This window comes from Paraniabella aurantiaca, assembly GCF_050309965.1.
In the GTDB taxonomy this organism is placed as follows: domain Bacteria; phylum Bacteroidota; class Bacteroidia; order Chitinophagales; family Chitinophagaceae; genus Niabella.
In genome coordinates this window covers 3,081,574-3,096,858 of the sequence record NZ_JBLOSY010000001.1, presented here as the reverse complement: position 1 = coordinate 3,096,858, position 15,285 = coordinate 3,081,574, and the positions used below count along the sequence as shown (strand labels likewise).

At 40.7% G+C, this 15,285-nt stretch carries 12 protein-coding genes; 1 reads left to right on the top strand and 11 read right to left on the bottom strand.

What is annotated here, in order from left to right; translation table 11 throughout:
* Position 1 precedes the first annotated feature (1 nt).
* From ACLOAU_RS13505 to ACLOAU_RS13475, 7 genes are all read right to left on the bottom strand, one after another.
* On the bottom strand, positions 2-676 hold the full coding sequence (locus ACLOAU_RS13505) for a fasciclin domain-containing protein (protein WP_427862394.1): 675 nt from the start codon (positions 674-676) through the stop codon (positions 2-4).
* 18 nt (positions 677-694) lie between these two features.
* The gene (locus ACLOAU_RS13500) at positions 695-2,260 is read right to left on the bottom strand and encodes a RagB/SusD family nutrient uptake outer membrane protein (protein WP_427862393.1); all 1,566 of its coding nucleotides are present in this window, start codon (positions 2,258-2,260) and stop codon (positions 695-697) included.
* 21 nt (positions 2,261-2,281) lie between these two features.
* The gene (locus tag ACLOAU_RS13495) at positions 2,282-5,236 is read right to left on the bottom strand and encodes a TonB-dependent receptor plug domain-containing protein (protein ID WP_427862392.1); all 2,955 of its coding nucleotides are present in this window, start codon (positions 5,234-5,236) and stop codon (positions 2,282-2,284) included.
* Positions 5,237-5,475: 239 nt separating this feature from the next.
* Complete coding sequence (locus tag ACLOAU_RS13490) at positions 5,476-6,855, bottom strand: RsmF rRNA methyltransferase first C-terminal domain-containing protein (protein ID WP_427862391.1); 1,380 nt, start codon at positions 6,853-6,855, stop codon at positions 5,476-5,478.
* Positions 6,856-6,954: 99 nt separating this feature from the next.
* A complete protein-coding gene (locus ACLOAU_RS13485; RefSeq protein WP_427862390.1) occupies positions 6,955-7,755 on the bottom strand; it encodes an O-methyltransferase in 801 nt (266 codons plus the stop codon).
* Between the two features lie 77 nt (positions 7,756-7,832).
* Entirely contained in the window at positions 7,833-8,324 is a 492-nt protein-coding gene (locus ACLOAU_RS13480) for a dihydrofolate reductase (RefSeq protein ID WP_427862389.1), read from the bottom strand.
* A gap of 88 nt (positions 8,325-8,412) precedes the next feature.
* Positions 8,413-9,207, bottom strand: a complete 795-nt coding sequence (locus ACLOAU_RS13475) for a thymidylate synthase (RefSeq protein ID WP_427862388.1) — start codon at positions 9,205-9,207, stop codon at positions 8,413-8,415.
* Positions 9,208-9,412: 205 nt separating this feature from the next.
* Between ACLOAU_RS13475 and ACLOAU_RS13470 the strand changes: the two genes are divergently transcribed.
* The gene (locus ACLOAU_RS13470) at positions 9,413-9,853 is read left to right on the top strand and encodes a DUF6526 family protein (RefSeq protein WP_427862387.1); all 441 of its coding nucleotides are present in this window, start codon (positions 9,413-9,415) and stop codon (positions 9,851-9,853) included.
* Here the strand turns inward: ACLOAU_RS13470 and ACLOAU_RS13465 are convergent.
* The 4 genes from ACLOAU_RS13465 to ACLOAU_RS13450 form a co-directional block, all read right to left on the bottom strand.
* Positions 9,850-11,079, bottom strand: coding sequence for a proline dehydrogenase family protein (locus tag ACLOAU_RS13465; RefSeq protein ID WP_427862386.1), 1,230 nt, complete (start codon positions 11,077-11,079; stop codon positions 9,850-9,852). The two genes, ACLOAU_RS13470 and ACLOAU_RS13465, sit on opposite strands and share 4 nt — an antisense overlap.
* A gap of 198 nt (positions 11,080-11,277) precedes the next feature.
* The gene (locus ACLOAU_RS13460; RefSeq protein WP_427862385.1) at positions 11,278-12,534 is read right to left on the bottom strand and encodes a homoserine dehydrogenase; all 1,257 of its coding nucleotides are present in this window, start codon (positions 12,532-12,534) and stop codon (positions 11,278-11,280) included.
* 39 nt (positions 12,535-12,573) lie between these two features.
* Positions 12,574-13,611, bottom strand: coding sequence for a homoserine O-acetyltransferase family protein (locus ACLOAU_RS13455; RefSeq protein ID WP_427862384.1), 1,038 nt, complete (start codon positions 13,609-13,611; stop codon positions 12,574-12,576).
* A 50-nt stretch (positions 13,612-13,661) separates the two neighbouring features.
* Positions 13,662-14,972 carry an O-acetylhomoserine aminocarboxypropyltransferase/cysteine synthase family protein gene (locus tag ACLOAU_RS13450; protein WP_427862383.1) on the bottom strand — a complete coding sequence of 437 codons (1,311 nt, stop codon included), beginning with the start codon at positions 14,970-14,972 and terminating at the stop codon, positions 13,662-13,664.
* Between the last annotated feature and the right edge of the window lie 313 nt (positions 14,973-15,285).

The window sequence follows — 15,285 nt, the reverse complement described above, 5'->3', positions numbered from 1 at the left end:
TTTATCGCCTGTTTAAAGCTCTTACAAAGTCATCTCCAAATCCAAAATCATGACCAGGCGGCAGGACATTTACTACTCCGTTCTGTGCCTTGATATCTGTGGTGATGGTATTTACACTTACCCAGTATCTCACGAATATGGAGTTCTTAGGGTCACTGAACTTTACTTCTCTAGGTCCGCCTCCAATAAATCCTGAAGCATTAGTTCCTATATATTGAGCCGCCATATTGTATCCATACTTTACTGACGGAAGCGTTAAGCCATCACCAGATTGGCGGTAATCATCGGAGAAATACTGTCCTCTTAAAATATAACGACAAAGAAAGGAGTCAAGTACGGCCTGGTTCATGGTCCGTATTGATAAAGGAGGCATTATTGGTAACGAATCGGCCCGGGCGTTGTTAACATTTTGCAGCATCAGGTCAAAACTTTTATTTGACACAGCAAATAATGTAATCCTTTTGCTATCTAATGTATCTTTTAGTCCTTGTATCCTATCTAAAGCAAGGAGCATAGAATCGTACTGACCTGTTTGTCCCTGAAGGTACTTTAATGCAGATCCATTAAACTCAGCCAAATGATTTTCATAATTCCGGTAGGTAGTATCTACCTTCTTACAGGAACCCAGGTTGTACACAACAACAAGGCTGAATAAAATTGTAACAATTGTTCTCATATCAAGAAAATATTTTTATTATTTCCAATAGTTATTTTGTTTAAGCAGGCTGTTTTTAGCCAATATATCCTGGGCAATTGGCCAGTAAATACCGCCCCCCTGACTCATCGCATTAAACTCAGGATCATCATTCAACAGTCGTTTTTCTCTTACTATATCGTACCAGCGCCATCCCTCTCCCATTAACTCGCGCCTTCTTTCTCTGAATATCTCTTTAATAAGATTATTACCAGATGAAAGAGGCGATACGGAAACTAAAGACCGTCTCCCCCTCAGGCTGCTTAGCAGGGTACGGGCATCAGACTCTCTCCCCAATGCCGCCAGCGCCTCCGCCCTCAGCAACAGTATTTCTTCCAGCCTGGTAAAAACAAGGGATGAATTGAATACTGCAAATTGACCTGTATTAACCCCTCCATCAACAATTCTCACCTTTTTAAATACGGGAATCTCTGCATTATAATTTTCAAAATAAGTAGTATACAGTAAGGCCGGTGTATACTGGTTATCATACCCAAAACGATCGTCATTACCTTCGTTTGCAGCAAAAAGATCACTGATCGTTGGCTTATCAACATATATATCCGGCAACTTCTTGGACATATAAAAAGTATTGGTGTTGGCAAGGGTAAGATTCTCAATATGTCCGTCTACTGTTGTTTCGCCCCTTTCTTTTGTAAAATTAAATCCGATAAGCTGCCTGTAATTAGAACCTGTTCCGCCGGCAAAAAGACCCGTTGGGCTCACTAATGTATTAATCGTAGCATAATCGAGATTGCTTTTAGTATAATTGTTGGCAACTACTTCTGTATAAATTGCTGCATCAATATAATTGCCCTGCCACGCAGCAATATGCGCTAACATTGCGTATGCTGCTAATCTTGTAATAGGTGCATTTGCCCAATAGTCAACACTTTCTCTGTAGTAATTAGATGGAAATATCTGATCCGGATCGATTGCAGAATACAGGAACGGTAATTTACCTGCCACTTCTTTGAGCTCTGATGTTGCAAATGTGAGTACCGCATTTTTATCGGTAGAAGGTAATGCCTGGAAGTTGGAACCTTCGCCTGAAGAAGTGGTGAAAGGTATATCCCCCCAGATACGCACCATATAAAAATATAAGAACGCTCTTAATGCCCTCGCCTGCGCCACGTCAAGATTATAGTAGGCCTCTGTGTACCTTATATCAGCCAGGCAACCAGATGCCCGTTCAATAAATAAGTTACAGGCATTGATAGCTGCGTAAAAATGACGCCAGTTGGCTACTTGTTGTAACAAAGGATAGCCTGCATTTAATTTATTATCAATTACGGCTTTTAGGTCTGACCGCTGCAGGGCTTTAAAATCACCCTGGCGTAACTCTCCATAGACCCAGTGCGCATTATTTTGCGCCAAAGCTGTTCTTGTTAAGCCATATAAACCAATGATACCGCTACGTGCATTCTCGTAAGTAGACCAATGTCCTTCCTCGTCTGCTATGCTGGTTGCCGGAATATCAAGCTTTTTGTTACAGGAAGCAAGCAATATCATGAATAATACGCCCAGACAATATCCCCTATCCCATTTCATATATAAAGTCTTCATATTGTTTATTTATGCATTAATTTAAAAGGCTAACTTAAATCCAAGAATCACAGAACGCGGAAGTGGCAATGCTCGTCCTGTATAAAGACCATTATACGTTGTTAACTCAGGATCATCTCCTTTAAACTTTGTAATAGTGGCCAGATTAGTGCCTGTTATATAAATAGAGGAATTCTTAAAAATACTTCTCATACGTCCTGAGGCCTTTGACAAATCAAATCCAAGAGAAACAGAACGTAGTTTGGCAAAGGAAGCATCATCTAAAAACATATCTTGCTCCAATCTATAAGGCACCACATCACTCCATGGATTATAAGTAGGATAACTTGTCAGATCCAGTTTCTTTTCCCAATAGGTAATTTCCTTTACAGAATTGATATTATTAGCGGATTCTGTATTAATAAAATCCAGCCTTCCTGAAGCATACTGATTAAGTATTTTCCGGCCCAAAGCCAGATAAATTTGGAAATCAAGACTGAACGCATTGTAAGATATACCACTACCAAAACCACCACTTATTTTCGGCAAGTAGTTTCCTTTTAAAACTCTATCCTCATTATTAATAATGTTATCTCCATTCACATCTCTCCAGCGCGCATCACCCGCCTGAAAAGGAACACCCTGATAGTTGAAGGTAACCCCATCTTTTACAGGTATTTCGCTTGCACTATTAAAGCTGCCAATATTTTCAAAAAGCCAGAACTGGTCTATCCGTTCTCCCACTATCAATTTGTTGGACCCGAGTGTTACTTCATTGACACCACCCGGCAATGCCTTTAATTGGTTCTGGTTATAATTAATGTTTGTATTGATCGTCCAACCCACTTTATGTAATTGTGGAGAAGATATGATAGCATCAATAGAAAGATCAACGCCTGTATTGTTAACAACCAACCCGGTTTTATATGCATTGCTGTATCCATATTCTTCGGGTACAGGCATTGCGATCAGTCCATTTTTATCGTCTCGGCTATACGCATTCAGCGTTAACCTTAACCGGTCTTCTAAAACACCTAATCCTACACCCACATTAGCATTATCAACATACTGCCAGGGTATTCCATAATCAACCCATCCGGTACTGTAAGGGCGGGATAAACCGGGGATACCATTAAAGGATCCCAACGTTGGTTCGTTACCCCAACCCAGGTCTACCCGGTATTGCGGACCAGAAGAAAAACGGTCATCGGAAAACGTCTTGCCCAGCCTCGACCATCCCCCTGATAAAAAGAAAGTGCTGAAAATGCTATTATCATCCAAAAGAGTTTTCTTAAGATCCCAGTCCAGGGAGCCTCCGAAGCCTGTAAACCATTTATATCCCAATTGCATAGTAGACGAACCATCCCTTCTGATCAATAAATGCGCCATCAATTTTTCGTTGAGATTCCACAAAGCATTACCATTAAAAGAAGTAAGCGTGGTGCCCATCAGACTAGGGAAAAAGTAAGGTATAAATCCCCTGGTAGCAAGGTAGTCTGCAGCATTCCTGTCGTAATTAACTACATTTATTTTAATGAAATCGTTGGGGCCATTATAGGCATATGCATAGTTATATTTAAAATCATCTTTGTAAAAATCCTGCCCGGCATATAAAGTCAGGTTATTCTTATCAGAAAAATCAAACTGGTAAGAAATGGCATTCGAAACATTTAAACGTTGATTAGCCCCGAAATAATTGGAGACAAAGTTGGTTCCTTCATTTAAAATAGTTGGCCAAAAAGCATCTCTGTATTCTTCTCCGTAATTAAGAGCGATACGCCCCTGATATCGGAATTTATTGAGTTCAATAGATGCACCAAGGTGTGCATTTAAAATCTTATTTACGTTATTATCCAATGCACCGTCAAAAGCAGATAAATAAGCACCATACTGATCCTTATTAGGTGTGAGTGGGTTGGTAAGATCAGGGATATACCTTATTTCAGCCAGGCGATCCGTAACATTTTTATTTCTTACTCTTGACAACCAGGTATAGTCAATTTTTGTTGAAAAAGACAACCACCTATAGGGAGATACATTCATGCTAAGTGCAGCGTTGTAGCGGCTCAGAGAAGTTTCATCAGCACTGTTCGCATTCTTTAATGCGCTAACAAATGTTCTAACAGTAGCTCTCTCTGTGCCTGCAGTTACAGCAGCATCAGCCGAATAAACAGGTACATTCTTATAATAAAGATCGGTCCAGTTGCTGGGTCCGTAATAATCAACATTTGTAGAGTCTCTTAAAAAAGCCGGGTAATTTAATCTCCTGGTATTATCGCCAAACAGACTATAATAGGGCTTTCTAAAATCATTTTCATAAGCCGCATTGGTAACCGTTACTTTTGGTGCAGGAACTACCCCAAAGTAACTATTAATGTTGATTCCCACATTTTTACTAATTGCAGGAACAGTCGTAATCCATATCGCACCCTTAGAGGCCACCGGACCCAGCGTTGCAAGCTTAACAGGGTCTGTTATCACTTCAATCGACTTTATATTATTCTGATTGATAAGAGCCAAAACATCGGTAGCAGAACCTATCGGGTTAAAATCATACTTCTGAACATCATATATGAACGGATTGTTCTTTATTTGAGGTATCCCGTCTATAAACACCGCTACCTGCTGATCATGTAACTCCCTATTGCTAAGCAAAGGAGCACCAATACCATGAACAAAAATATTAGCCATCGTGCCCGGTTCACCGGTTGTCTCTTGAACATATACCCCAGCTAAACCGCCCTTTACCATCTGAGGCACTGAAATGTAAGGTTGTTGTTTAATGTACTGCACAGGAACAGTACCAATTGAGGAACCTTTAAACCTTGGAGTAATTTTAATAAAGGATGCACTATTTTCCGGAGAGGTCTGCAAAGTATCGTCACCAGGCGATGCCATAGTAGTAACACTTTGTGCAGCTGCCAAAATAGAAATTCCTATAAAGATCAATGGCAAAAAGAAATTTCGCAACAAAGTCAACCCATTAACTAGTCTCATCAAGTTAAAATTTTAGTTTTCCTCTTTTTGAAGAGTTGTTAAATTTTGCGAGCAGAATATTTTTAACATTTGTATAAAAGGCAATTCGAACTTCGTTAAGAGCTATACAGACAATGTTAACCTTCTCTGGTCACAGTGTAAATTTATAGACTAAAAATGCGGAAATTGATGCGCAACCGTATGCGCAAAATTTAGCAATTTAATATTGTAGTAATAAAAGGGGGTTAAGCAAAAACGTTTCAGTTGTTAATTTTTTGCTTCAATATGCGCAGTTCTTTAGGATAGTAATTGTTAATTCTGTTGGACAATACATTCATCCAGCCTAAAGCTTGTTTGCTGTAAGCGGCGAGCTGCCAGCCGGTTGTCCAGCCAGTATTTTCAATAGTGTTTTTTTGAAGATAGGCTATGGCTTCAGAAAGCTCCAATTCAGTACGGCTAATGGTTTCAGCAACCATTTTACTCATAGCCAATGCATGATCGGGAATCAGCTTTTTATGTGCTAATTCGCCTAGCAAAGTACCAGAGTATATAATTCTCAGATGTTGCAGTAGGAGGTTAAAATCTTCAAATAAAACAGCGGGCCAGGCATACACTTTATCATTCACCTGGATTAACTCATTACCGGCTACATTAGCCCACAATGAAACCGACGGTAACAATTGTTTTGTTGCAGGCTTTACCACTTGTTTGTTTTTATTCTTGTAAACATCTCCATCATTGAGCCGGAAAGCTGCCAGAAAAAAACCTTCTCCTTTTGCAAGATGTGGCCAAAAACGATAGCCACTGTTCCCTAATGGTGTTGCGGCTTCACTTATATTCCAATCGTGTTGTACGTTCAACCTGATGTTTGACAAAGGAAACTCAGTAGTTAACCAATCCGTAATATCTTCATCCTCCTGCCTGGAGTAAGAGCAGGTTGAATAGATCAGTCCCCCCCCTTCCTTAAGGGCAGGAAGTACATCGGCTAAAATCCTTTGCTGGCGCTGACTGCAGAGCACCACATTATTTTCACTCCATTCATTTATAGCTTCTTCGTCTCTTCGAAACAACCCACTACCACTGCAGGGAGCATCTACCACGATCACATCAAAGTATCCTTTCAGTTTTGAAAAATCTCTGGGATCGTTATTAGTAACCACTACATTGCTACTCCCCCACTTTATGATATTATCTTTTAGTATGTTAACGCGCTGCCTGATCACTTCATTACTCACCAACAAGCTTTCGGCGGATAGTAGCGACTGCAAATGCGTGGACTTTCCGCCAGGTGCCGCACAAAGATCTAAAACGCGTAAAGGCTTTGATACATCAACAGACTGTTGTAACGCCTGCTCTATAAACATGCTGCTGGCTTCCTGCACATAATAAGTGCCTGCATGAAACAAAGGGTCGAAGGTAAAGGATGGACGTTCAGATAAATAGCACCCGTTACCCGCCCATGGTATCGGAGTGCTATTGATACCTCTGTCTTTAAAAGATTGCAGGATTACTTCCGACCCGGCGGGGTTTAATCTTATAGAAGTAAGTGATGTGTTAGCGTTGTGTATGTCTACAAAGCGTTGTTCATCAAAGCCAGGCAGGCCCTGTAAAGACTGTATTAAAGCGGAAGGTAATTGCACTTTGCAAAAATAAACAAAGCTCAATAAAAATCTCTTTATTTAACTGGCTTCAGCAAGATACTGAGAGAAAAGATTAAGATGGCTTATCGCGCTTATGCTCTATACCCTTACACTAAAGCTCTGCTTCTCCTTGAACTCTTTTCTAAAGCTAATGATGCCAATATAAAACAAATCTATATCGCAGGATACGGCTTCATGTTGAACGATATTTTTCCAGGCTGCTTCCATCCCCTTGCTCCAGTGTATATCATCAAATATTAACAACGTGTCATTATGTACATGTGGCAGCAGTTGATGGAAATATCTTTCAGTAGGTTCCTGCCTGTGGTTACCGTCTATAAATGCCAGATCTATACGTTGATTTGCATTTAATACATCGGCCAATGTGGAATCGAAATTACCTCTCACCAATTCTATATTCTGAATGTTGAGCTGCTGAAAATTCTCCCTTGCTTTTCCCGCGATACCAGATGCGCCTTCCATGGTAATTACTTTAGCTGAAGGATTTCCTAAAGCCAGGTAACTGCTGGTAATACCCAATGAAGTGCCCAGCTCAAGTATAGTTTGGGGTTGGTAAAACTTTGCCATCCGGTATAATAGCTGACCGAACTTCTTTGGTTTTGCAGCATTTTTTGCAATAGAGGCAATGGTTCTGGTATTAGAAGATGTAACAGAAGAGCCTGCTCCCATATCTTCTATCAGTAATTCAGTAGAGTCGGCAAGTAATTGCTTTCTAAGTTGCTCAACTTTTTCATAATCCTCATACTTAGTAAAATCGTTCATCACTTTGGTGATAAACTCATATACAAAAGGAGAATGCATACCATGTCCCTTGCTATTGGCAGCATGAACATAATATTTGAAATACTTCGCGGCAGCTTGTAAAGGAGAATAAACCAAAATTTTTAATTTAAGGTTTGAAGTTTAAGATTCAAGGTTTAAGTATACTTATTAATTATTCACTATGTCACTATTCACTACTTACGTTCCCACACTTCATAAGTGTAATCAAAAGCATGTTTATCATCAGCCTTATTTTTGATGGTACTTACCAGCTTCCATTCCTTTTCATCAATCACGGGGAAATGTGTATCGCCTTCCACCACCGTATCAACACGTGTCATATAGATCCGGTTGGCCTTAGGATAATACATTTTATATATTTCGCCGCCGCCTATTACCATTAGTTCTTTTACATCAGCTTCTTTTACCATAAAGGCCACGTCTTTCATGCTATTTAATACGATAGCACCGTCGATCTTTAATCCCTTTTGGTTGCTTAACACTATGTTCTTTCTGCCAGGCAGCGGTCTTTTAAAACTTTCAAAAGTTTTACGGCCCATCACTACCGGCATTCCCCAGGTAACATTTTTAAAATGCTTCATATCATCTGGCAAACTCCATACCAGGCGGTTGTCTTTACCAATTACATTGTTGTTAGATGCCGCAACTACTAATGAAATAATCATATTCACAAATAATAAATTCAAAATAGTAAATGAATAAAATAAAACCAGATACTGGATGCTGGATACCAGCGATCAAGATCAGGTTCTGCTACACCGCAACAGGCGCCTTAATAGCCGGATGACTATGGTAGTTTTCCAATTTGAAATCGTCATATTGAAAACCAAAAATATCTTTTACTTCAGGGTTGATCTTCATCACTGGTAATGGATAAGGTTCACGACTCAATTGTAAGTTTACCTGTTCGATATGGTTATTGTAAATATGCACATCGCCGAAAGTATGTATAAAATCTCCGGGTTCTAAGTCACAAACCTGCGCTACCATCATGGTCAATAATGCGTAAGAAGCTATATTAAATGGCACACCCAGAAATACATCCGCACTACGTTGGTATAGCTGACAACTTAATTTATTATCAGCTACATAAAATTGAAATAAAGTATGGCAGGGCATTAAGGCCATCTCTGGTAATTCGCCCACATTCCAGGCACTAACAATTAACCGGCGGCTATCGGGCGTCTTCTTTATCTGGTTAATCAGATCAGCTATCTGGTCAATCACTTTACCATCCTTTCCTTCCCAGCTACGCCATTGTTTACCATACACCGGCCCCAAATCCCCGTCTTCATTAGCCCACTCATCCCAAATGCGCACATTATGCTCTTTCAGATAAGCGATATTGGTTTCGCCCTTTAAAAACCAGAGTAACTCATGTATAATACTTTTTAAGTGAACCTTTTTAGTGGTCACCAACGGAAAGCCTTTTTGCAGGTTAAAACGCAATTGATGGCCAAAAGTGCTGATGGTTCCGGTACCCGTACGATCCGTTTTTTGGGTACCATTGTCCAGGATATGTTGAAGTAGATCTAAATACTGTTGCATAATGCAAGATAGGTAATAATCGGTTCCATAAAAATCTGCTGCCGGGGATGTGCGAAACGGGTTAATTTAAAAAGGGCCTGAAACTTGCATTATTCAATATTCGGCTTGTAAGCAGTGTACTGATCGTTTTTTCCTTTATAACAACATTGATTATCATTGCTGTTACAAGTTTTATACCTTTACCAAAAGTCAGAAATCAATCATAATGAAAGCTCAGAATTATAAAAATCATGTGCGGTACTATCCCCCACACCATTTTGTATTTTACCCGGTAGCGCTAATACTTACCTTTATTGCAGGATACAAGGCTATTAAATCCGAGGGAGCATTTCAATCCATTTGGCTATTTATCGCGCTGATCTTGCTCCTTATTATCTGGGTTTCTTTTATGCTGCGTCAGCATTATGCACTAACCCTTCAAAACCGCCTGGTTCGCCTTGAAATGCGTCACAAATATTCCATGCTTACCGGCAAAGACTTTGAGCCGATAGAAGCCAAATTATCATTCGGACAAATTGCAGCGCTGCGTTTCGCTTCGGATGATGAATTGGTGCCACTTGTAGTGAGGGCTGTTAAGGAAAACCTTTCACCCAAAGCTATAAAAGAAAGTATTGTTAACTGGAAAGCAGATGAAAGAAGGGTTTAAGATTGCCTGCGGCGCTTCAGTTCATTCTGGATCAGCCCCAGCTCACGACCGGTTTGCCCCTTAACGGAGGTATTCTCCTGTGCCCGGCGCATGAGATACGGTATCACATCTTCAATAGGCCCAAAAGGCAGGTATTTGCTTACATTACAACCTGCTTTGGCAAGATTAAAAGTAATATTATCACTCATGCCGTATAGCTGGCTAAAATTTATGTGCTTGTGATTGAGTGGTATACTTAATTGCTGAAGCTTTTCTACAGCCAGCATATTACTGTGTTCATTGTGAGAGGCCACCAGGAGGCTTACTTTTTCTAAATTTTCAATGCAAAGCGATACACCTGAATCAAAATCGCGGTCACTACTAGCCTTATCGGGCTGAATAGGTGAAGGATAGCCCTTATCTTCGGCACGCTTTCTTTCTTTTTCCATATACGCACCGCGTACCAGTTTCACACCCAGTATAAAGTTTCTTTCCCTTGCCGCGTCAATGCAATCTTTCAAAAACTGTAACCGGTCGTGCCTGTAATGTTGCACCGTATTATATATAACTACCCGTTCCTTGTTGAAAGAATCCATCATTAACATTACTAATGCATCTACCGGGTCCTGTATCCATGTTTCTTCGGCATCTACCAGCATACCGATATTACTTTCTGCGGCCTTTTCGCAAACCCTCATCATCCTTAAACGAACCTGGTGCCACTCTTCACGCTCGCCTGCGCTTAACTCTTCCAGCGCAGCCAGGTATTTTTTTATAAGCGACCCATGTTTGCGATGCATGAGCTCATCCAGTTTTTCCAGTAAGGCAAAGCGGGTAAGACCGGTAACCTTTACGCTCATAAAAGGAATATTCGGTTGTGTTGCGGCATAGTCAATAACCTTGATAAACTCTGTAGCAGCCTGATCGTATTCAGCATCGCCTCCCTCCCCGCCTTCTACACCGTAGTCAAGTATTACATCTACATTATATTTACCTAAAACCTTTGCTACGCTTGCTGTTTGCTGCAGTGTTTCGCCCCCCGCAAATTGCTTGAAGATGGTTTCACGTATTAAACCCTTAACCGGCAATTTGGCTTTGATGGCCCAGGGCGTGAGCCGCGTGCCCAATTTCACCAATAAGGGATTACCCATCAAACCAAATAAGGTACGAGCCTCTTTCAGCTCTTTATTTGATTTATACTGAAAAGCAAATTCTGTATTATTAAATGAAATTGGGGGTACGCTCATGGCGGCAAAAATAGTGTGAAGCTTTTTATTTTTAATGCAATTGTTTGCACAAACGTTTGAGCAGGGAGTATCTCACACTTTCCGGTGGCAACTCATAACTTATTTTGATGATATACGGCCTCAAGGCGGTATAAACGGCAATAAAAAATGCCATGCTTTTACACATGGCATATAAACAAATAAAACAGATACGCTCTTTTATAATAATCCCGCCAATTCCAGGCTTTTCTTTCTCAGTTTCCGCTCCTCAATGCTTTCCAAAATGGGATCCGGCTCCAGAATTAAAGAGGTTCCATTTTCTTTCCACCAGCTACTGCCCTTTAACTTTTTTAAAGCGATCACGCCCGACAAGTATTTTCTATCCTCCTGCGCATGCCACTGTTCAATCCACTCAAAATCTTCAGTCGGAACGTTCTTAACATCACTGAAACTTATATAAACCTTCAGGTAGATATCGTCATTCAATTGATTAGGTTCATGATGATATAATTTTTTGTACTCGTATTTATAGCCATACCGCAAAGCAGATAAATCGCTCAAAACAGCAGAAGCCGTAGGGAAACTACCTGCTCCTTTACCGTAAAAAAACTGCTGGTCGGCGAAACCGCTTTCAATTACAACACCATTATATTCATTCTTTACAAATGATAACGGGTTATCGGCTGTAACAAACTGGGGTAATACAAATGCCCCTACGCCACCATCAGTCAGTTTTTTAGCCTGAGCCACTAACCGTATCTGCTGTCCACGGGCTTTTGCCACTGCTGCATCCGACTTATGTATGTTTTGAATGCCGGTAAATAAAATCTGATCGGGCGTTGTTACAATACCATAGGCGTGGCAAAGGAAAATAGCCCATTTGTTCAAGGCGTCAAACCCTTCCACATCCAACGTTGGATTGCTCTCAGCGAAACCCAGCTGTTGTGCCAGCAGCAGTGCTTCCTTAAAACCAAGATTTTCATCGAACATTTTAGTAAGAATAAAATTGGTGCTGCCGTTTACAATAGCACGTATGCTATGTAATAAGTCATTATCATAGTACTCTTCCAGATTACGGATAGCAGGTATAGAAGCACATGCAGAGGATTCATATAAAAAAGACCTACCGGTTTTTTGCTGCAAATCCAACAACTCCAGAAGGTGCTCCGCAATCATTTTTTTGCTGGAACTCACCACTTCTTTTTTATTCTTTAATGCAGTTTTCACAATGTCGAAAGCGGCAACAGAATCATCGATCACTTCCACTATCACATTGATCTCCTTATCTTCCAGCAACTCATTTTTATCAGTAGTAAAAAGCTCATCCGGTGCATTTCTCTTCTTACCCGGATTCTTAATACATACTTTTTTAATAGAGGCGCTTAAAGACGGCGTTTGCTTTAACACTTTATATAGTCCTTCTCCCACCACGCCAAAGCCAAACATCCCTATCACCAATTGTCTATGTTTACTCATTATATTATGATTGTAAATTTTAAATTATTCCCGCACTCATTACTTATTACTCACCAACTGCTCTTTCTCTAAAAAATGGCTGATCGCTTCTGTCAGCTGTTCAAATTCCAGTAAAAATCCGTCGTGTCCATAATCAGACAAGATCAATTTTACATGTGCCTCCGGAATATGACTGGCTATAAACTCCTGCTCATAAGGCGGGAACAGGATATCGCCTTCCATGCTTAGTGCCAGGGTTTTTGCTTGGATGCTGTTTAAAGCTGCTACTACCCCACCTCTGCCCCTGCCCAGGTTATGAGAGTCCATACTTTTCGTTAAAGCATAATAACTAAAAGCATTAAATCTTGCAGAAAGTTTAGATCCCTGGTATCGCTGATAGCTTTCACTTTTAAAACCTTCTATCAGATCATCATTGGCTTCCGATTGGGTTTTATTGTAAGCCATATCCGTTCTATAAGATAGTAAGGCTATACTCCTGGCCACCTCCAAACCTTTTCTACCGGCATCGTCTGCCTGGTTCTGCCAGCTGCTGTCTGCCTCAATAGCCAATCTTTGTGATGCATTGAATGCTTTTCCCCATGGTGAGTGCACCGCATTGGTAGCTATTGGGAAAATATATTCAAATAGCTCAGGATCCTGAACAGCCCACTCCATCAACTGCTGCCCGCCCGTACTTCCGCCAATTCCCACCCTGATCTTTGTAATTCCCAAATAGGTTTGCAAAAGCCGGTATGCATGCACCATATCCCTAATTGTAAAAAAAGGAAATTGATGGTAATAAGCAGCTCCTGTTGAAGGATTAATATCAAGCGGACTGATACTGCCATAGCAGCTACCAGGCATATTTACACAAATGATAAAATGTTTGGCAGGGTCGAATACCCGTCCTTCACCTATCATGTCGGGCCACCACTCATGCGGACAACTATTTGCTGTTAATGCATGAAAGATCCATACAATATTATCGGCTTCGCTATTTAACGTTCCATACGTAGTATAAGCCAGGTGCAGGTTCTGCAATACTGCTCCACTCTCCAGCACAAATGACCCGCTATACTTAAAAACCTCTTGCTTCATATTTTAAAAAAAACTGTCTTAAGGCAACGAACCTTAAGACAGTTTCATTTTTATGCGAATACAGCAGCAAAAGCCTGCTCGAAATCCGCTTTTATATCATCTACATATTCTATACCGGCACTGATGCGTATCAGGTTATCCAATACACCAGCACCTTTTCTTTCTTCATCGCTCAATTGCTCATGTGTAGTAGATGCCGGATGAATAGCCAGCGTTTTAGCGTCACCCACATTAGCCAGGTGGCTTACCAATTTCAAACTATCAATAAACTTCTTGCCGTTTTCTATGCCTCCTTTGATCCCGAACTGCAACACACCCCCAAAACCATTGGTCAGGTATTTCTTAGCCAGTTCATGATACTCGCTGCTTTCAAGGCCCGGATACCATACAAACTCCACTTTATCATGCGCTTCCAGCCATTTAGCCAAAGCCAGTGCATTATCTACAGTGCGTTGCACACGCAATGACAAGGTTTCAATACCCTGTAACAGCAGGAAAGAATTAAAAGGACTCAGCGCCGGACCGAAATCTCTCAAGCCTTCTACGCGTGCCCTGATTGCAAATGCTATATTAGGCAGACCAAGCGGGTTGCCTTCACCAAAAACTTCCCAGAACTTCAAACCGTGGTAACCTTCTGAAGGCTCTGTAAATTGGGTAAATTTACCGTTGCCCCAATTAAAATTACCTCCGTCAATGATAATACCGCCAATGCTTGTACCGTGTCCGCCAATCCATTTAGTAGCTGAGTTTACTACAATATTAGCACCGTGCTCAATGGGTTTGAATAAGTAACCGCCTGCTCCAAATGTGTTATCAACGATCAATGGAATATCGAACTCTTTAGCTAAGGCCACGAACTTTTCAAAATCCGGGATATTTAATTTGGGGTTGCCAATTGTTTCCAGGTAAATAGCCTTGGTTTTATCATCAATTTTGGTTCTGAAGCTATCCACATTATCACCTTCTGCAAACCGGGCTTCAATACCCAGTCTTTTGAAAGCAACTTTAAACTGGTTATAAGTACCCCCGTATACAAACGAAGTACTGACAAAGTTATCTCCGGATTCCAGGATATTGGTAATGGCTAAAAACTGGGCCGCCTGTCCTGAGGAAGTTGCCACAGCAGCCACACCTCCCTCTAAGGCAGCCAGCCTTTGTTCAAATACATCCGTAGTGGGGTTCATAATACGGGTGTATATATTTCCAAACTCCCGTAATCCAAAGAGATTAGCCGCATGTTCGGCATTTTTGAACTGGTAAGAGGTGGTTTGATAAATAGGCAAAGCCCGGCTCCCGGTAGTAGGATCGGGTTGCTGACCTGCATGCAATTGTAAAGTGTCGAAATGTAGTTTCTGACTCATAATAATGTTTATAAGAATGAAGTAATAAAATGAAATAACCGTAAAATAGTTTGGAAAGGCCTGAGCCTTAGAAGATATGTTATGCCCGCGCGGGCATACAACGCATACAACAACACATTGCAGCAGCAATGGCAGAAGAACTCATATGTGTATGTTGAAACATCTCCTCTAAAGTATTTCCATTTTTTGTTATTACAAAATAAAATTCATTTTGGCTTTCGATTCATGTAATACACCCAACAGAAAAGGCAAAAAAAAGCCCGCCAGATAAGCAGGCGGGCTTCACATATTGATAAGATGTTTGAATTTGAAA